10 protein-coding genes are annotated in these 18,698 nt (G+C 56.9%); 6 read left to right on the top strand and 4 right to left on the bottom strand.

What is annotated here, in order from left to right; translation table 11 throughout:
- Nucleotides 1-281: 281 nt before the first annotated feature.
- Nucleotides 282-1,661 carry a TolC family protein gene (locus tag AB1724_18345; protein MEW6079773.1) on the bottom strand — a complete coding sequence of 460 codons (1,380 nt, stop codon included), beginning with the start codon at nt 1,659-1,661 and terminating at the stop codon, nt 282-284.
- A gap of 249 nt (nt 1,662-1,910) precedes the next feature.
- Here AB1724_18345 and AB1724_18340 point away from each other — a divergent pair, with 249 nt between their 5' ends.
- The gene (locus AB1724_18340; protein MEW6079772.1) at nt 1,911-2,369 is read left to right on the top strand and encodes an iron-sulfur cluster assembly scaffold protein; all 459 of its coding nucleotides are present in this window, start codon (nt 1,911-1,913) and stop codon (nt 2,367-2,369) included.
- 31 nt (nt 2,370-2,400) lie between these two features.
- On the opposite strand, the gene AB1724_18335 is transcribed toward AB1724_18340, so the two are convergent.
- Entirely contained in the window at nt 2,401-3,030 is a 630-nt protein-coding gene (locus AB1724_18335) for an RIO1 family regulatory kinase/ATPase (protein MEW6079771.1), read from the bottom strand.
- Nucleotides 3,031-3,356: 326 nt separating this feature from the next.
- Here AB1724_18335 and AB1724_18330 point away from each other — a divergent pair, with 326 nt between their 5' ends.
- The gene (locus tag AB1724_18330; GenBank protein MEW6079770.1) at nt 3,357-4,664 is read left to right on the top strand and encodes a putative porin; all 1,308 of its coding nucleotides are present in this window, start codon (nt 3,357-3,359) and stop codon (nt 4,662-4,664) included.
- A gap of 147 nt (nt 4,665-4,811) precedes the next feature.
- On the opposite strand, the gene AB1724_18325 is transcribed toward AB1724_18330, so the two are convergent.
- Entirely contained in the window at nt 4,812-6,170 is a 1,359-nt protein-coding gene (locus AB1724_18325) for an alginate export family protein (protein ID MEW6079769.1), read from the bottom strand.
- A gap of 289 nt (nt 6,171-6,459) precedes the next feature.
- Between AB1724_18325 and AB1724_18320 the strand changes: the two genes are divergently transcribed.
- The 4 genes from AB1724_18320 to AB1724_18305 all read left to right on the top strand — a co-directional run bounded on the left by AB1724_18320 (nt 6,460) and on the right by AB1724_18305 (nt 11,993).
- On the top strand, nt 6,460-6,933 hold the full coding sequence (locus tag AB1724_18320) for a DUF3015 family protein (GenBank protein ID MEW6079768.1): 474 nt from the start codon (nt 6,460-6,462) through the stop codon (nt 6,931-6,933).
- A 42-nt stretch (nt 6,934-6,975) separates the two neighbouring features.
- Complete coding sequence (locus tag AB1724_18315) at nt 6,976-8,880, top strand: DUF4105 domain-containing protein (protein MEW6079767.1); 1,905 nt, start codon at nt 6,976-6,978, stop codon at nt 8,878-8,880.
- Nucleotides 8,881-9,115: 235 nt separating this feature from the next.
- Complete coding sequence (locus tag AB1724_18310) at nt 9,116-9,544, top strand: PGPGW domain-containing protein (GenBank protein ID MEW6079766.1); 429 nt, start codon at nt 9,116-9,118, stop codon at nt 9,542-9,544.
- Nucleotides 9,545-9,620: 76 nt separating this feature from the next.
- Nucleotides 9,621-11,993 carry a LamG-like jellyroll fold domain-containing protein gene (locus AB1724_18305; GenBank protein ID MEW6079765.1) on the top strand — a complete coding sequence of 791 codons (2,373 nt, stop codon included), beginning with the start codon at nt 9,621-9,623 and terminating at the stop codon, nt 11,991-11,993.
- 63 nt (nt 11,994-12,056) lie between these two features.
- Here AB1724_18305 and AB1724_18300 read toward each other — a convergent pair whose 3' ends face one another.
- Nucleotides 12,057-18,698 (bottom strand): SDR family NAD(P)-dependent oxidoreductase, encoded by a 6,642-nt coding sequence (locus AB1724_18300; protein ID MEW6079764.1) that lies wholly within the window; start codon nt 18,696-18,698, stop codon nt 12,057-12,059.

The raw sequence follows: 18,698 nt of genomic DNA, 5'->3' as shown, positions 1-18,698 counted from the left end.
CATCCCTCCTGACAACTTATAAATAATGTCATCACTAACGCTTATCCGTCCATCATCCGATATGAGAATAATCGCCCCGTCGTCATCCCGGCCCGTGGAGCGAAGCGAAACGTGAGCCGGGATCCAGTATACATATTAATTTTATTCATTTTTCTGGATTCCGGCTCGGAGGCCGGAATGACGAATGTTTTGGTTTATTGGACAGCCTGTGAAGCCTTCCGCTACATTTCATCTTAAACCCTGAACCTTAAACCTCAAACCTCAAACCTTATACCCTGCCCCTATTCCCCGTCCTTATCGTAAGCCGAATTCTCGCTGATGGTTCCCGCGGCCAGTTCCAACCCGGCCATGGCTGCCTTGAAATCATGCAGGGCCGCACAGTAACTCATTTTCGCCTGCTGGTTGGCCAGCTCCGCGTCCAGCAGGCTGACGATGTTCAGCAGTCCGTTCTGATAACGGTTCTTGACGATCCGCAATCCTTCATCGGCCTGATTCAGCGCCGACCGGGCCACTTCAATCCGCTGCGATGCGCTTTGGGCCTCGAGAAAGGCGCTCTGGACCTGCACCCGTATGGCGAGTTCCATGCTTCTGATCATCTGACGGATCTGGCTCACGTCCGCCCTGGCCCCGCGAATACCGGATGTCGTGTTGAACCCGTTAAACAGGTTCAGGTTCATCACGGCCCCGACCGTATAGCTGTCGGCCGTGTCATGAAAATCCTCGGTGTTGATGTCATAAGATCCGACCAGCCTTACGCTTGGCAAATGTCCGGCCTTGGAAACAGTCACATTCCGCCGGGCCATCTCTTCCAGGCAATTAAGCCTCTTCAGATCGTGCCGGTTGGCCAGCGCGACCCCGATCCAATGGTCGACATCCCCTGAAAGCTGGCAGCATTTTTCAAAAGGAGACGTTAAGACCAGGGGCGTGTCCACCGGTTTCCCCATGGTGGCGTTCAACGCGGCCTGGGCCGTTCTGACCTGACTTTCGGCCTGAAGACGCTGCTGTTCCAGATCGGCAAGGGTCACCTGGGCGCGCAACAGATCGCTTTTCACGGCCAGTCCGCTGTCAAACCCGGATTGAACCATTTTCAGGTTGGCGTTGGCGGATTCGATGGACTGGGTCACGACCTTCAATTTTTCCTGGGACAGCATCATGCCGACATAGGCGACGGCAGCCCTGGCAATAATTTCCTGCCGGGTGCGGTTATAAACGAGCGTGTCCGCTTCCAGATTCTTTTCGGCCTGCTTGAAACCATTATAAATTTTCCCTCCGGCAAATACCGGCCAGGACAGGGCCAACACCGATGAGAAGTTGTTGAGTTCTCCCGGATCATTCAACACCGTCGGGTCAAAATCCGTTAAGGCAATGTTTTCCTGATTCATTTTGGCGCCGAACACCCACATGGGGGTAGTGGTCCGGTTGAACATTTCCATGAAATCGACCTGGGGCATGAATCCGGAACGAGCCTGTCCCAGACCTGCCGACGCCTTGTCCACCCGAAATCCGGCGGCCAGGATCTCCGGATTCTCGGCTGCCGCGTTCTTCATGGCCTCTGCCAGGCTCAACCGGATCGCCTCCGGATGAGGTGTTTCCGAATAGACCGGAAAAGAGAGAGCCAGACAAACTGCCGTAAACAACCATACGCACCGCATTCTGCTCATGCCTTTGCTCCGCTGGTAACGTTGTAAATTAATAACCATTATAAACCAGACGAATCGCCATATATAATGAACACCGTTGAATATATTCTTGTTATCACAAATCAAGCCTGTTTCTCAAGCCCGATGGTTGACATTAGGGATAAGATATATATAAGGTTCGGGTGCAGGGTGCAGGATGAAACGTAGCGGAAGGCTTTAGCCTTCCAGCGCCTCAGCGTGCAAGGTACGGAAAAATAAGGAAAGCAAATCATGACGGACCCGTTGGATCAATTTGTGGAGCAGCTCCAGAATCAGATTTACGAAGAAACCCGGGCGGAGTTCGGCGAGACGGTCTATAACCGCTGGCGCAACCCGAAATACATGGGACGCATGGATCTGCCCGACGGGTACGGAAAAATCAAGGGAGACTGCGGCGATACCATGGAAATTTTTTTAAAATTCAAGGATGACCGGGTCACCGCCGCCGCCTTCATGACGGACGGCTGCGGGCCCAGCCAGGTCTGCGGTTCTTTCGCGGCGGAACTGGCGATCGGTAAAAATCCTGAAGAACTGAAGGCGATCAGCGGTGACGTTATCCTGAAGGTGATCGGGGGACTTCCCGAGGAAAACGAGCACTGCGCCTACATCGCCGCCGAAACCCTGCACCAGGCGCTGCGACAGCACCTCGATCAAAAAATCAAAACCACACCGGCCGGCAATCAGCCCTAACGGGTGTGTTCAGAGGATCTTTAAGGTATCTCTAAAAAATCGCCTGTATGAATGACCGCAACCGGTCACGTATTGCCCGGATGCTCTTTTCCGCCCGGCTGCGGTAATCATATTGTTCTTTTTCTTCCGGTCCCACGGCATCAGGGCAGCAGCGCAGCTTGTGCTTGGTGATCGCCCGGCAGTCATCGACCAGGAAACGGCCGTAAATTCTGTTGAGTACGGGCCAGCGGAACTCACCGGCGGAGATAGACGCGCCCCAGTCAATGATATAAGGATTACCATCCTGTCCGACCAGGATGTTCCCTGAGGCCTTTAAATCACAATGGGCCATGCCTCTTTCATGAATCCGGTCGACCAGGGCCTTAAGGGCGTCGAAAAAAGCAGAACCGACTTTCCGCTGCCTGATGGCCTGCTTTAAATCCATGCCGGTTATCGCTTCCACCACCAGAGACGGACCGGCGTCAATCCGCAGCAGACGCGGCACGCCCCTGACACCTTCCAGTTTCCGGTAGGCTTTGACCTCACGCCAGATTAAAAAACGCCCGACAATATTTCGGAACAAAAATCCGTTGGCGCTGAAATCCTTGACAATGGCCGGGCCCCCGTCTTCCTCTTCCACCCGGATCAACGGCCGGGTGGATGTCGCCTGCCTGAGAATCACGGCTTTATCTTCCTTGCATTCGTATCAACCATACTACGACCGCATTAAAATTGTTCATAAATATCCGTTTATAAAAACTTTCCTTATTTATCCAACACCCGTAAATATATCAATAAAATATTTCCCCCCGGCACCTTCACCCCTTAACCTTGTACCTGTACCATATTTCACACGGTTTTTATCATTCCCTAACAATCCCTTAATATTTCAGATTTAATTTTCTGGCAGTAGAAAACATAAAACCAGAAGGACACCGCAAAAAAGACAAGTTGAGAATAACAATGTTAAAGTGGAAAACAAACCAAAACCAAGCAGGGAGGAAAGAAATGAAGAAAGCGTTATTGATGTGGATGGGTTCGTTGACGCTGGCGCTGGGGTTCACTTGCGTGAATATGGCGACAGCAGGTGAAAGCACCAAGTTGCTCGACAAGCTGGTGGAAAAAAACGTCCTGACGGCGGAAGAAGCCAAAAGCATCCAGGTGGTTCCCTCCTGGGTCGAAAAAATCAAGCTGAGCGGCGACCTGCGGCTGCGTCATGATACCCAGTGGCGGGAAGAAGGGGATCATGATTATGACCGGCACCGGGAACGCTTCCGTCTTCGGCTTGGATTGGATGCCAAAACGTCCGATACCACCAAGGTGGTTGTGAAACTGGCCTCCGGTTCAGGCGAGCAGAACTCCACCAACGCCAGTTTTGACGATCATGCCCGGGGAAAGGAAATCTGGATCGATCAGGCCTATGCCGCCTGGGACGCTACGGATTATCTCAAAGTAACCGGCGGGAAACAGGCCAATCCCCTGTTCACCTCTTCGATCGTATGGGATTCGGACGTGAACCCGGAAGGATTGTCCGAGTCATTTAATTTTGAAATGACCGAAAACGCCAAAATGTTTATCAACCTGGGGCAGTGGGTGGTGGAGGAACTGAACAGCAAGGAGTTCAACACCGATCCCATGATGACCGCCTGGCAGGCCGGCGGAGAATTCAACCTGGCCGAAGATATCGGCCTGACGGTAGCCGCCACCTATTACGATTTCACGCATCTGGATGACCTGGCCTGGGGCGATGGCGTTCTGGGAGACGATGAAACATTTCTGGGCGGCAACAAGAGCCTCGGCCAGCAGATGATATTCGACGCCGACGGCAATCTCCTGAATGAATTCGGTTGCGTGGAAATCGGGACCAGGCTCAAGATGAAAAAGGTCCTGCCTGTTCCCGTTTCCCTGTTCGCTTCCTATATCACCAACCTTGAGCAGGATATCGATGACCTGGTCGAAGACGGCGTCAACCCCGGTGACAGCGACCCGGCCAAACTGCTGGCCTACGGCGGTGATGACCGTGACGCGGGCTGGCAGGTCGGTTTTGACGCCGGCAGCAAGAAGAAAAAAGGCGATATTTACTTCCAGTACCTCTATCAGGAACTGGAAGATTACGCCTTTCCGGCGGTATTCGTGGATTCGGATTTCCACGGTGGCGGCACCAACTGCAAAGGCCACAAGCTGGATGTCGTTTATTGCGTGACGGACAATGTCTCCCTGGCGGCCGCGGGTTACATGACCGAGCGCGAAGACGAAGACAAGGACGGCCAGAAGGATGAAGACCGGCTGCAACTGGACGCGATATTAAAATTCTAAAGGTGCAGGGTTCAAGGTATAAGGTGTGAGGTTTGAGGTGTAAGGTGTAAGGGGCAATATAGGGGCACGGCACGCCGTGCCCCTACAATAAAAAAAAGCGGGACGACCGTCAGGCCGTCCCGCTTTTTTTATTGAATTCAAGAATGCTTAGAACTTCAGGTTGGTTTCCACAAAAACCTCATGGGCCATGTCATCATTGGTGTCGGGGAAAGCGTCACCCGGATCAATCATGCTGGCGTCAATAGCGAAGGACAGGTATTTGTTGTAAGGAAAGGTTACGATCGCCTGATAATAATCACCGTAATCATTATCATGCTCGAAATTGGCGCTGGTGGTGGAAATGTCATCGATGATCAATTTGGTATAGGAAAGAGTCGTTTTGACTTTGCCGATGGTAACATCGGTACCCACGCTGGCCAGGTTCAGGTTAGAATAGTTAACTTCACCGGCAACCGAGGTGGATTGAGGATAGCCGGTGGAAAACTGGGCCGGCCCGTTAATAAACACCCAGGAGAGCAGGTCGCCGAACTGGGGCCAGCCGCCGTAGAACGCATCCCAGCCTTCAAAATCATCATCGCCGGCATCCTGATCACCGCTCATGGAAGTATAGCCGACAAAGGGCCGCAGCTTGACGGAATCTACCGGAACGGCATAGCCGAGTTCCAGCTTGTAGCCCAGGGCCTGCTGATCCAGCACATCGTCGGTTGCCGCGTCCCGGTAGGCATCACCCCACTGATAGGCGGCTTCAGCCGAGTAGTTCAATCCGGAGTCAAAGGTACGGGACAAACGGAAACCGCCCATCCAGATATCCTTGTCGATTCCGTCATCCGTCCGGTTCAGGGCGTAAACTTCCTGCTTGCCGCCCATGACCGGGCATTCGCCGGTCAAATAAGCGCCCATTAAATTGACATCATCGCCGCCGCTGATTTCCGCCCGGTTGTTCTCTTCGTCCTTCAGGTAAAAAGCGTCGATCTTGGCGGTTTTGGACATCCGCAGGGTCGCCTTGATACCGTCAAAATAAAAAGCAGTGGACGCTGCATCCGATTCGCCGTCGGCGACCACGAACCCGGTGCCGTAAAACAGGTCCTGACGGCCCATACGCAGATCCAGGGGCGCGCCGAATAAATTGGTCAGGTCGATATAAGCGTTGTCGGCAAACACGTTCTCATCGGTGTTGACACCGGTACCCACGTTTTCACCATAAGTCTGGTTAGCAAAACGAATATAACCGGACACGTTCTCCGCCACGCCCACCTTGGCAAAAATTCTGGAGCGCAGGCGATAGGTTTCATAATCATCGCCGTCATAGGATTTGCCCGTAACCGGATCCACGCCGCTGTCGGCAAAATTCCAGAAGTTATTAAAATCATACCCCCGGAAACGGATGTCGCCGCCCAGATCCAGTTTCACCCCGCTTGTCGCCTCCCCCTCCGCGACCGTCAATTGCACGGCAAAAGCCGGCACGGTCAATAACAGCATCATTAAAACCAGTAATCCTTTTTTCATTTTCTCCTCCCGTTGTTGGTTGAAAATTACCTTCTGCACATCATATAAGAAGTAATGATGATGCCCCATTCCCGTTAATTTTGATTATCATGGCCAAAGAAATCCGTGCTGTCAATATTTTAATACAAGGCAAAGATCCGGTTAGAATATTGTAATTGACAAACAAACGACGGATGTGTAAATTTTTTATTACGATCAAACAAAAACAGACCCCAGAGGCAGGGGTCACCGTTCTGTCGAACAGTCGTTTCTAAAAGGCCTGCAATCAACCAAAAAGGAGGACATGAGGATGAAAAAGAAGATTCTTGCAGTTGTGTTATGTCTCGTCATGATCAGTATGGCCGGTATCGCCGGCGCCAATACCGTTCGCCAGGATTGCGGTTGCGGACTGGGCGGAATGGCTCTGGCCGACAAGGAAGGCTTTCTCTGGAACATGGTCGGTACATTTCTGAACGGATTGTGCGGGAACCAGACCTTTGCCATGTCTACCGGCACCCTGGACTGCGGCGCGCCGAAGAAGTTCGCGACCAACGACAAGATGAAGGTTTTTGTCGCCGACAACATGGATGTCCTGGCCGTCGACATCGCCCAGGGACAGGGTGAATCCCTGGACGCCCTGGCCGAGATCGCCGAAGTGCCGGCCACTGAAAGACCGACCCTGTACGCCGCGCTTCAGAACAACTTCGACACGATCTATCCTTCGGCCCAGGTTTCTTCCACCGAAGTCGTCGATCAGATCTCCCGGATCATGCAGACCATCTAACCGTTCTTGATGGTTCACCTCGCAAATATAAAAAAAGGGCGCATGGCTTCTTTTTGCCATGTGCCTTTTTTTTTCATATTCGTCTTTCTGCTGGCCTCATTTTATCCCGCCCGGGCCCGCGCCGGACAGCCGGACGTGGATGGGCTGATCGCCCTCTCCCGCGAGAAAAACCTGTCGGAAGACCGTTACTGGCATATCCTGATGCATTACCGGAAAACGCTTTTCGGTTTCAGGAGCCAGGTGGATGACCCGCGTTATTTTCTGGCGCCCGACGGTAAAACCAATCCCCGGGCCGAACTGGAATCTTCCATCACCGCCCTGTTCCAGCCGGACGACGGAGCGGCCGCGTCCTATGTGTGCCGATTTTACGGCCGGTACATGTGGCTCAGGGAAACCCTGGCCATCCCTGCCGATGCTTTTGCCGACCGGATGTGCCCGGAGATCGACCGCATTGATCCGGTGACGGCAACGCTGGTGTTCCCATCCAGCTACCTGAACAACCCGGCCTCCATGTTCGGTCATACGCTCCTGGCCATCAACACCGAATATGAAAACAGGCGCCTGGCCTATGCCGTGAATTACGCGGCCAGGGTCGACACCACCAGCGATCTGGCCTTTGCCTTTAACGGTCTGTTCGGCCTCTTCCAGGGATATTATTCAGTGGATCCCTATTATAAAAAAATCCAGGAGTACGGCGATATCAATCAGCGGGATATCTGGGAATATCCCCTCAACCTCACTCCGGATGAAATCAGGCGCCTGATCCGACACGTCAAGGAATTCGACAAAGGCGTCTATACCGACTACTTTTTCTTTGACGAAAACTGCTCCTACAACCTGCTTTTTCTTATGGAAGCGGCCCGGCCGTCGGTCGACCTGGTTTCGCGATTCGATGGGCCGGCGGTTCTTCCCCTGGACACCGTCCGGGAGATCGGCAGGGCCGGCCTGATCGCCGACGCGGTTTTCCGGCCGTCAAAAGCCACCCGCATCCGTCACGCCATGGAAACCCTCGATCCCGTGTCTGTCGAATCGGCCCTTGACGTTATCAACGGCCGGATGGCACCGGCGGAAGTCGGCACTGCCCTTCCCTCGCTTGCTGCCGACCGACAGGCCGGCGTGCTGGACCTGGCCGCCGAACAGTTGCAATACCTTCTGGTTAAAAAAGACATCGACCGGGAGACTTACCAGGAAAGATTCCTGCAGACACTGAAGGCGCGCAGCAAACTGGGCATAATGAACGGCACGGATGATGAGGAAATTCCACCTCCGCCCCGGCCGGATACCGGCCATGACTCCGGCCGGATCAGTCTGGCCGGCGGGGAAAGCGGCGGCGACGTCTTCGGTGAGGTGCGCTACCGGCCGGCTTTTACCGATGTGCTGGATATGGATCATTTCCAGAACCAGGGCGCTCAGATTGAATTCATCGACGCCAGGCTCAGATATTTCGCCGCTTCAGGTCGGTTGAAGCTCCAGCAGATGGATATCATCGATATCATTTCCATCCCCGGCCGGGATGACTTTTTCAAGCCCCTCTCCTGGAAAGTGGATACCGGTTTCCATCGCAAACCCATGGCCGACGGAGATGAATCCCTTTATTACCGGCTTAACGGCGGAACCGGACTGGCCGCCGAACTCCCCGTTTCCGGGATAACCTATGCCATGGTAACGGCGGAAGCGGATGTTTCCGGGGCGATGGAAAAGAATTACGCCATGGGGCCGGGCGCAACCTGCGGACTGATCAAAACAATAACCCCTGAGGTAAAAATGCATCTTTATGGGGAAATCAAAGGATTCGCCCTGGGAGATACGCATACGGAACAGGCTCTGGCCTTCTCAAACAACCTGAAGGTTTCGAAAAACAACCACCTGGCAGTAGAATTGAAATGGTCGCACGTCCGGCAGTGGGCAGGAATAGAAGCTTCGGGTGTATGGCATGTTTTTTTCTGATAAGTTATAAGTGTTAAGTGTTAAGTGGTTAAGTTTTAAGCGTCCCAGCCGGGCGCGGCCCGGGACCAAACCGATAACTGACAATTACTTGCGGTCTTGTTAGCTTTAAGTGATTAAGTGGTTAAGTTTTAAGTGTTAAGGGTTTAGGGTTTAAGGTCCAGGGCTCGTGGGCCCTGAACCCTTCACACTTAAAACTTAACCACTTAATCACTTAAAACTTTTAAACGGTTAACCGATGACGGAAATCATTCCGACCCAGATCGAATTTTTCAAGACCCACGGTGAATATATCGGAGGAATGACCCTGGTATCGATTATTTTATTCGCGGGTACCCTCGTCATCGTTCCCTGGCTGATCGTCCGACTGCCCGCCGACTATTTTTCTCATCGTTCCCGCCGGGAAGCCCGACAGGAACTAAAGCATCCCGCCGTCAGGCTCATGATCCGCATTTCCAAAAATGCACTGGGATTATTCCTGATCGTCGCCGGACTGATCATGCTGTTTATTCCCGGCCAGGGTCTTCTGACTATCGGGATCGGTATTCTGCTGATGGATTTTCCCGGGAAATACAGACTGGAGCAGTGGATCGTCAGGCACAGGCCGGTGATCAAATCTATTAACCGGATCCGCCGGCGCGCCCATCGTCCGCCGCTGGACCTTTGACCTTATCTTGTGTAAAATTATAAATTCGAAAGCAAACCGGATAAAGATTAATCCAAGCACATGAGGAAGCATCAACATGATGAAAACAATGGCCAGGCTGATTTCAGGAGTGGGTTTTCTGTTCTTTTGCGTGCCGCTGATTTGTTCCGCGGACCTTTACTTTCCGCATGTTTCAACCAAGTCCCTCTGGCAGACGGAAATCGCCGTTATCAACACCGGCGACCAGACCGTCACCGGGACATTGAACGGCTACAGCGATGCCGGCCTGATTCTTGACACCATCGTTATCTCTCTTCCTCCGCTCGGCCGCCGGCAAATCACTGTCGAGACCGAATTCGCGGACTCCGACAATATCGGCTACATCATATTTGATACCGACGGCACCGGACTCCAGGGATACACCAAGTTCTACCAGAACGGGAAATTCCGGACGGCCATTCCCGCGGTAACCGAGATCAACACCGGCGATATCTATATCCCTCACATCGCCTCGAACGACACCTTCTGGACCGGCATCAGCCTGCTGAACACAAACGACGCGCCGATAAACGTGCGTTTCAGCTTCAACGACGGCGCCATGAATTATCACACCACCCTCGCCGCCGGGCAGCATAAAGTCATCAGCAGTTCCACCCTGTTCGGCGGCCAGGAACGGCCGGACATGAAGTCCGGCGTGATCACCGGCGCCGCCGGCGTCATCGGTGTGGAGCTGTTCGGTAACGATACCCAGCTCGACGGCCTGTTGCTCACGGACGATACGGCCGCCACTATCTATTACCCCCATGTGGCCGACATGACCAAGTGGTGGACCGGTATTGTGGCCTACAATCCGTCGGATACGGCCTGTGACATCACCATCACCCCCTACAGCGAAACAGGTACGGCGCTTGCCCCTTCCATCCTGAATATCGGCGGAAAGGAAAAGTATGTCGGCGTGGTGAAAAACCTGGACCTTCCCGCTCAGACGGCCTGGTTCAGGATAGACGCCACCCAGCCCCTGTCCGGGTTTGAGCTCTTCGGCACGCTGGACGGAAAGGTGCTGGCGGCTTACGCCGAACAGAACGGCGGCGGATCGAAACAGGGCGTATTCGCCAAGATCGAGCAAAGCGGCTGGACGGGCATCGCCTTTGTCAACACCGAGGACGATGCGGCGTCCGTCACCCTGACCGCCTACAACAATACCGGCTCGGTCGTCGCCACCGACACCATCACCGTCAACGGCCATGCCAAGGTGGTCGACAGGCCGGAAAACATCTTCTCGCCCCAGAGCATTGCCAGTGCCACCTTCATCACTTATGTCTCCGATAAAGATGTCGTGGGCTTCCAGCTCAACGGCTCTTCCGACGGCAAGATGCTGGACGGACTGCCGGCCCTGGCCGGAGAATCCCTCGATAACGGAGGAGGAGACGATGACGGCAATGGCGACGATCCGCTCATCGGCGAATGGCGGCTGACCCGGATGGAAGATAACGAGGGTTTCGGTTGTTCGGTTTCCTGCCCCGGAAGCACGACCTGCGTTGGGTTTGACGTTACCTGCGGGGAGGAGACATCCCGGTTCAACACCGACGGATCGGTCGTATACACATCCGACGGGGAAAGCGTCAGCGGCACCTACACCGTCAGCGGCAATGAAATTACCGGATGCCTCGCCGGGGAGGGTTGTGAAACGGTTCAATACAGCATTTCCGATGACACCCTGATCCTGGAGGAAGAAGATCTCTCGGGGTTTAAGGTAAAAACCTACTGGGAGCGGATCTCATCCGATGATGGATCGGGCGGCAGCGGACCGTCGGGCAATGTTCTCCTGCTGGAAAGCAACAACAGCTACGCCCAGGCAGGCACGACCATCTTCCCCGCTTCCGGCACTCCGGCGGACTTTACCGTCGAGGCATGGATTTACCCCACGGCCGGCCAGAGAAGCTATATCCTGTCGGATGACGCCTATGATTTCTTTGTAGATTATAATGCCGCCTATTCCAACAACGGCCTGGGAATAGGCTTTTATGTCTGGGGAGAAAGCGGAAGCGGATGGGACGGTCAGACGGTGTTCGAGTCCGTCGCGCTCAACCAGTGGAATCATGTCGCCGGCATGTTCGATGCCTCGACAAACCAGATAACGCTTTCCATAAACGGCGTGTTGTACCCTCCGTCCGACTTCAGTTACAGCGGCTTCTATACATCCTCGAGCCAGAAATTCGCCGTCGGCCTCAATTCATATGATTTCACCGGTCCCTTCTCCGGCAGAATCGACGAGGTCAGGGTTTCAGATAGCGTCCGCTATACGGCGGACTTTTCTCCACCGGCCGGAAACTTTACCACTGATGCCGATACCGTGGGCCTGTGGCATTTTGATGAGGCGGCCGGCGCGACGTCCTTTGGTGATGATTCCGGCAACATCCATTCGCTGACCGGTTTGAACGGGGCGCATACGGGGGCCGACACGAACTGATGGCCACCTCTAAAAATCACCTTAAAACTTAAAACTTAACACTTAAAACTTAACACTTAACACTTAAAACTTAAACGCCTTCTCCAGCGACTTGTCCATGACCGCTTCGTAGCCGGTCATGCGGGCCACGACAATGCCGTCCGCGTCCAGGAAGGTAAAATCACCGCCGATGCGGTGACCGGACCGCTGGTTCACTTCCAGAACCGTGATCACGCCGTCCGCCGGGAAAGACGGCCGGTACTGCCGGAACGTTTTAAAGGAAACCGGCAGGCAGACCATGCCGGCGTTTTCGTAGCACCAGACAATGCCCAGCTGGAAAGCGGTGTCCAGCACCAGGGGATCGGCCAGCCAGGTGTTTCGCAGGGGCTGGGAGATCCATTGACGCGGCGGCGGCGCGCAGGCCACCAGGGCCTTGATCCCGTCCGGAGTGCAGGCGGGTATTTCACGGATTCCGGCCAGTTCCCGGCCGTGGAACAAAATTTTCTCATAGACTTCCCGGACCGGCCTGGCGTAACCGCCCGAGGCCAGGGAAGCGGGTTCACGAAAAGCCGGCGGTGTTTCGTAGTCGGCGCAAAGCACGGCCCGGGCGGCATACTTCAGGCGTTTGCCGGCGGCATCTTTCCCGGCACTGACCTGGACCTCGACCTCGAACACCGAACCGTTTTTCTTCGGCTTTCCCGTCATCACCGCCACGTTTTCCGAAGCGCCGTCCAGAACGATACCGGAAAGGACCCGCATGTCATCGATACCGGTCAACAGCAGGCCGGGGTTGGCGTGAAGCGCGCCGCTGCCGACCCATTCCGCGGCCAGGGCAAAAGGCACCACCGCCTTGCCGCCCAGCATGTGCGCCTTTAACACCGGAAAAGTCGACAGGCTGACCTCGCGTTCAAAGGCCACGGACAGGTCGCTGTTATTGACGGACACATCCGGTTCTTTGTTCGCATGGCCCGCGTCAGCCGGAGAGGCAGTTCCCGGAATCAGGTCGGAAAATCCGGCGCCGATCACAATCTCGTTCTCGTCCCGGTCGCGGCCGCCCATTTCGGCCAGCAGGCATTGAGCGCCCGCTTCCAGAGGAATCAGGGCCAGCCCGTTCTTTTCAAATTCCCGTTTCAAAGACGGCGTCACCATGCCGCCGTCCCATGGCCCCCAGTTGATGGCGATGACCCGGCATTCCGGCAGGCGAAAGGAAAGCTTACGGGCGGTTTTGTTCAGCACCTCGTTGGCCATGGCATAATCCACCTGCCCTCTGTTGCCCATGCGGGCGCTGACCGAAGAGAAAAAGACAACATAGCGCAAGTCCGCCGGATCAACGGCGGACAAAAGCGCCCGGGCGCCCGCCACCTTGGTATCAAAGACGCGGTCAAACTGCGGCCGGGTTTTTTCGACGATAAACCGGTCTTCCAGGACGCCGGCGCCGTGAATGAGACAACGGATGGTGCCCTGGTCCCGGCGGATGACGTCAATCGTTTTTTTAACGGCCTCCGGATCACGGATGTCCACCGGGTAATAAACGACCTTCCGGCCCAGGCCCCGGACATAAGCGATGGTATCGGACACTTCACGGTTGGCTATATATTTCTTATAAGATGCCTCCAGTTCCATGGGAGAGATCTTGCGGCCGGAAAACTCGTTTTCCATGATCTTCTTCTTGATCTCCGCTTCTCCGTTGACGCCGCCCAGCCATTCGGGTTCGGCCGCCGGCAGAGGGGATCGGCCCAGCAGCGCGATGGCGGCGGGCGCGCGTCCGGCCAGGGCCTTGACGCACTGTGCCGTCACGCCCCTGGCGCCGCCGGAAACGACGATCACGTCCCCCGCTTCCAGCCGGATATCACCTTCCGGACAGGCAGCTTCAACCAGCGCGATCACCCGCCTGGATCCTCTGGTCAGGCCCACCTCGACCGGGCCCGTCTGGTTCAGGATCTCCGCCGTAACGGCCGCCGCCACGGCGTCGGTGTCCGTCCAGCCGGGATCCGCGTCAACGGCCCGGCAGGCCACTGTCGGCCATTCAATGGCGGCGGTTTTGACCAGGCCGGCCAGGGCTCCCTGCAGGGGGTTGAAATCGGCCTTATCGCCAAAGCCCATGGCGCCGTCCAGGCGGGTAATGGCCGCGAAAACCGTGTCCTTTCCACCTTCCGAATTTTTCACCAGTGCCGGACCGGCCTTGGCCGCCAGTGCGAACACGTCCTTTACGTAAGCTTCATCGGCAGCGGACCAGAGCGTGTCAACCCCGACCTCGATCCTGGAAACGATCACCAGTCCGCCGGCTTTTGAAAAATCTTGGCCGGAGTCAATGGTATTTAAAAAACAGGACCGGACGCCGGAAGATATCATCCGGTCGCAGATGGCCTGTCCCAGGTCCGGATCATTGCCGGTCACAAAAATCATCAGACCGTCGGCGATTGTCACCGGCCGTCGGTCCGTCAACGGCATGTCACGTAATTCGATCCGCCGTCGCGGGACTCGAACCGTCGCCGGTTCGGTTATGGCCGGTGTCGGCTCAATGGACGCGGTTTCCTGCCCGGAAGTCGTCGCCGGTTTTATCGAAGCGCCGGCCAGGGAGAGCAGGTGATCGCAGATCTGGCCCAGGGTCCGCATCTCGGCCAGGTCCTCAGGCGCGGCCGAGGGGATGTCCGGATGTTCCTCTTCAAAGACCGACAGGATCTCCACTCGCTTGATGGAGTCGATGCCCAGGTCGTTCTCGATATCCATTTGCAGGTCCAGCATCTCCGGAGGGTATCCCGTCACCCGGCTGACGATATCCAGCATGGCGCTCTGGATCAGGGCCGCCGATACACCGGCCGCCGCCGTATTTCCCGTTGTCACGGCGGTGTGCGCGCCGGCCAGGGACAGCAGGTGATCGCAGATCTCGCCCAGGGTCCGCATCTCGGCCAGGTCCTCGGGCGCGGCCGAGGGGATGTCCGGATGCTCTTCTTCAAAAACGGACAGGATTTCCACCCGCTTGATGGAGTCGATACCCAGGTCGTTCTCGATATCCATCTCCAGGCCCAGCATCTCCACCGGATAGCCGGTCACCCGGCTGACGATGTCGAGCATGGCGCTTTGAATCTCCGCCGCCGATATGCCGGCAGCCGCCTTTTCCGTTATCACGGCGGTGTGCGCTCCGGCCGTGACGACAGCTCCGGCCAGGGACAGCAGGTGATCGCAGATCTCGCCCAGGGTCCGCATCTCGGCCAGGTCCTCGGGCGCGGCCGAGGGCACGTCCGGATGTTCCTCTTCAAAGACGGACAGGATCTCCACCCGCTTGATGGAGTCGATGCCCAGGTCGTTCTCGATATCCATCTCCAGGCCCAGCATCTCCACCGGATAGCCGGTCACCCGGCTGACGATGTCGAGCATGGCCCGTTGAATCATGGCGGCATCCACCGCCGGAGCGGCCGGGCCAGCCGGCGGCGGCGTTTCGGCCGCGGTCGTCACCGGTTCCGGCAAAGGCGCGGGCCGGACCGGTTCAACCACGGGCATGACGGATGGCGGCCGGACCGGCCGTGGAGTGGTTTCAACCGGGATGGCGCTGCCGTCCATGACAAAGGCGCTCAAATGCCGGGTTTTTTCCATGACAACGCCCAGGGCCCGGCCTGCTTCGGTTTGTGTTTCCAGAAACTTCTGGTGCGCCAGGGCGGTCTGCTGCTGAAGGGACTGCATGGATTTGAGGCTTTCCGAGACCACCTTCAGGGCATCCCGCAGCACGCCGCTGTCGGATGCCGCCGAAACCGGGGCCGGCGTCACCGGCGCCCGTTCCGGCGCGTGAACCGGCGGAGCGTCCTTGCGCTCTGCCGGCGGCTCTTGGCGGACCGGCGGGGGAACAGCGGCGACGGCCTTTTTCGGCCGCGGCGGCTTTTCCCTGCGGTAATTGGCGCCGAGAATGGGAACCGACATCTTCTGTTCACGGACGACCGGGACGGGCGGGTCTTCCCATTTTTCCAGGTTCACGGCATGACCGACGGCGGCGAAGAAACACAGGGTCCGGGCCAGGTCCTCCAGGCCGGATTTACGGCCGCCGGAAGCATCCAGGGCCAGGGCATGAAACTCTTTGCCCTTGAGAATGGACCGGACCAGTCCGGTCAGCACGGATTTGGGACCGATTTCCATGAAGATCCGGGCGCCGTCCGCGTACATCCGTTCGATCTCGTCAACAAAACTCACCGGGTTCAAAATCTGTCTGCCCAGCACTTGCCTGATCTCATTGTCATCCGTCGGATACAGGGCCGCGGTGGTGTTGGAATAAACCGGGATGGCGGTGGCGGCGATTTCTTTTTTGCGCAGATAATCACGGAAAGGTTTGGCCGCGTCCTGAACCAGCGGGGTGTGAAAAGCGGCCGATACCGGCAGACGCGTGGCCCTGATCTTGTTCTGCTTGCAGATGGCCAGGGCCCGTTCGATCTCGGCCTCCCGGCCGGACAATACCCCCTGATCGTAACTATTGCGGTTGGCCAGCACCAGGTCCAGGCTGTTTTCCGCGACCAGGGCTTCGATCCGGGCCAGGTCCTCCTTGACGGCCATCATGGCCCCGGGTTCCCGGCCCGCCGCGGCCATGTATTTGCCGCGGGCGGCCGCCAGAGCGAGAAAGGTCTCCTCGTCCATCCACCCGGCCTGGCAGAGGGCGGTGAGTTCGCCGAAACTGTGACCGCAGGTCATGTCGGCGGCCAGGCCGAACCGGGCCAGAATCCGGGCCATGGCCAGGCTGGCGGCGCCGATGGCCGGCTGGGCGATATCCGTGCTCCGCAGCGCTTCCTCGGCCTGTTTTTTCACGTCTTCGGTTAAACCGGCCGGGAAAATATAATCGGACAGCCGCTTTTCCGCGGCGTCATGAAAATTCTCAAACTGCCGGTTGGCGGTTTCAAAAACGCGGTGAGCTTCCGGGAAAATGACCGCCAGGTCACGAGCCATGTAAGTATACTGACTGCCCTGTCCCGGAAAAATAAAAGCGGTTTTGCCGACCGGTCCGTCCGGATGATCCGACGTTCCGTAAAACACGTTCTCCGTGGAAGTAAAGGCGTGCTCCGCCTTTTCCACGGTGTCCAGGGCGGCTTGAAGCGTTTCGGCCGCCTTGTCCCGGGACAGATCGATAACCACCAGGGCCCGGTGCTTGTCGGTATGACGAAAAGCGTTTCGCGATTCAGCCGCGTGCCGGCCGACGATTTCCGAAAACACCCCGGCACCGGAAGCGGCCGCCACGGCCGCGTCCCGGAATTCGGACATCTTCCGCAGTACCTCCGCTTTCGTCGATCCGGAAAAGGCGGCGATTTCCACGGTGTTGTCCCAGGCGGTGACCGTTTTTTCGGCGGCATATTCCTCCAGGACCATATGGTAGTTGCTGCCGCCGAAGCCAAAGGAACTCATGGCCGCCCGCCGGGGATGTTTCCGGTTGGAAAGCCAGGGCCGCAGCAGGGTGCTGATATAAAACGGGGACTGGTCCATGTTCAGCTTGGGATCGGGCTCGCCGATCTTCAGGGTGGGGAGAATGGCCTTGTGATAGAGGGCCAGGGCGGTTTTGGCCAGGCTGGCCGCGCCCGCCGCCGCCTTGGTATGGCCGATGATGGACTTTACCGATCCCAGGGCGCACTGTCCCTGTCCGGCGCCGGCTTCCCTGTATAACCGGGACAGCGCTTCAAATTCAACGGCGTCGCCGACCCGGGTGCCGGTGCCGTGGGCTTCGGCCATTTCAACGGTGGCCGGTGAAATATCCGCGTATTCATATGCCCGCCGCAGGGCTTTTAACTGGCCTTCCGCCACCGGCGCGTAAATGCCCGCCGACCGGCCATCGCTGGATGTGCCCACGGACCTGATGACGGCATAAATCTTGTCTTTGTCTCTTTCCGCGTCCTCCAGGCGCTTGAGCAGAAAAACGCCCAGCCCCTCGCCCAGCACGGTGCCGTCGGCATCTTTTGAAAACGGCCGGGCGTCTCCGGAAAAGGACAGGACCGACGTCTTGGAAAAGCACATGTGCATGAAAATATCGTTCAAGGTGTCGATGCCGCCGGCGATCATCATGTCGCTGCGGCCGGACATCAGTTCCAGCACGGCCAGGTTGACGGCCGCCAGGGAACTGGCGCAGGCGGCGTCCACCGCGCAGTTGGTCCCGCCCAGGTCGAAACGGTTGGCGATTCTCCCGGCCACCACGTTACCCAGAAGTCCGGGGAAAGAGTTCTCCTGCCAGGAGACATAAGCGTCGGCGATCCGCTCCACCACCTGTTCCGCCTGATCCCGGGAGACACCGGCGTCTTCCAGCGCCTTTTTCCAGATGGGAAATCCCAGCCGTGAACTCAACGGGATCACCAGTTCCTGGGTTCCGGTCACGCCGATGACCACGCCGGTGGCATCCCGGTCCCAGGGCCTGCCGCCCTGCCCGTATCCGGCGTCTTCCAGGGCCATGCGGGTGACCACCAGCCCCAGCAGTTGAGAACTGTCGGTGGCTTCCAGGATGCTGGGCGGAATATTGAATTCGGTGGGATCAAACGATACCGGGGAAAGGTAACCGCCCCGTTTACAATAAACGAAATCACCGCCGGAAGGATCCTGGCGGTAATAATCAACGGCCGACCAGTGCGTGGCCGGGACGTCGGTAATGGCGTCCTCGCCCCGGGTCAGCAGGCGCCAGTACTCTTTTAGACTGGATGATTTCGGGAACAGACTGCCGATTCCCACGATCGCGATGCTCTGATCTTTCTGACTGCGCAACAGCTTCAA

This window comes from Thermodesulfobacteriota bacterium, from assembly GCA_040753795.1.
Lineage (GTDB): Bacteria > Desulfobacterota > Desulfobacteria > Desulfobacterales > Desulfosudaceae > JBFMDX01.
Note: the sequence above shows the minus strand (reverse complement) of the source record. Positions and strands in the feature narration are given on the sequence as shown.

Coding starts and splice junctions, on each gene's coding strand:
- AB1724_18340 (MEW6079772.1), top strand. CDS start 1,911: ATGACGGACCCGTTGGATCAATTTGTGGAGCAGCTCCAGAATCAGATT.
- AB1724_18315 (MEW6079767.1), top strand. CDS start 6,976: ATGGCTTCTTTTTGCCATGTGCCTTTTTTTTTCATATTCGTCTTTCTG.
- AB1724_18330 (MEW6079770.1), top strand. CDS start 3,357: ATGAAGAAAGCGTTATTGATGTGGATGGGTTCGTTGACGCTGGCGCTG.
- AB1724_18325 (MEW6079769.1), bottom strand. CDS start 6,170: ATGAAAAAAGGATTACTGGTTTTAATGATGCTGTTATTGACCGTGCCG.
- AB1724_18310 (MEW6079766.1), top strand. CDS start 9,116: ATGACGGAAATCATTCCGACCCAGATCGAATTTTTCAAGACCCACGGT.
- AB1724_18320 (MEW6079768.1), top strand. CDS start 6,460: ATGAAAAAGAAGATTCTTGCAGTTGTGTTATGTCTCGTCATGATCAGT.
- AB1724_18345 (MEW6079773.1), bottom strand. CDS start 1,661: ATGAGCAGAATGCGGTGCGTATGGTTGTTTACGGCAGTTTGTCTGGCT.
- AB1724_18305 (MEW6079765.1), top strand. CDS start 9,621: ATGATGAAAACAATGGCCAGGCTGATTTCAGGAGTGGGTTTTCTGTTC.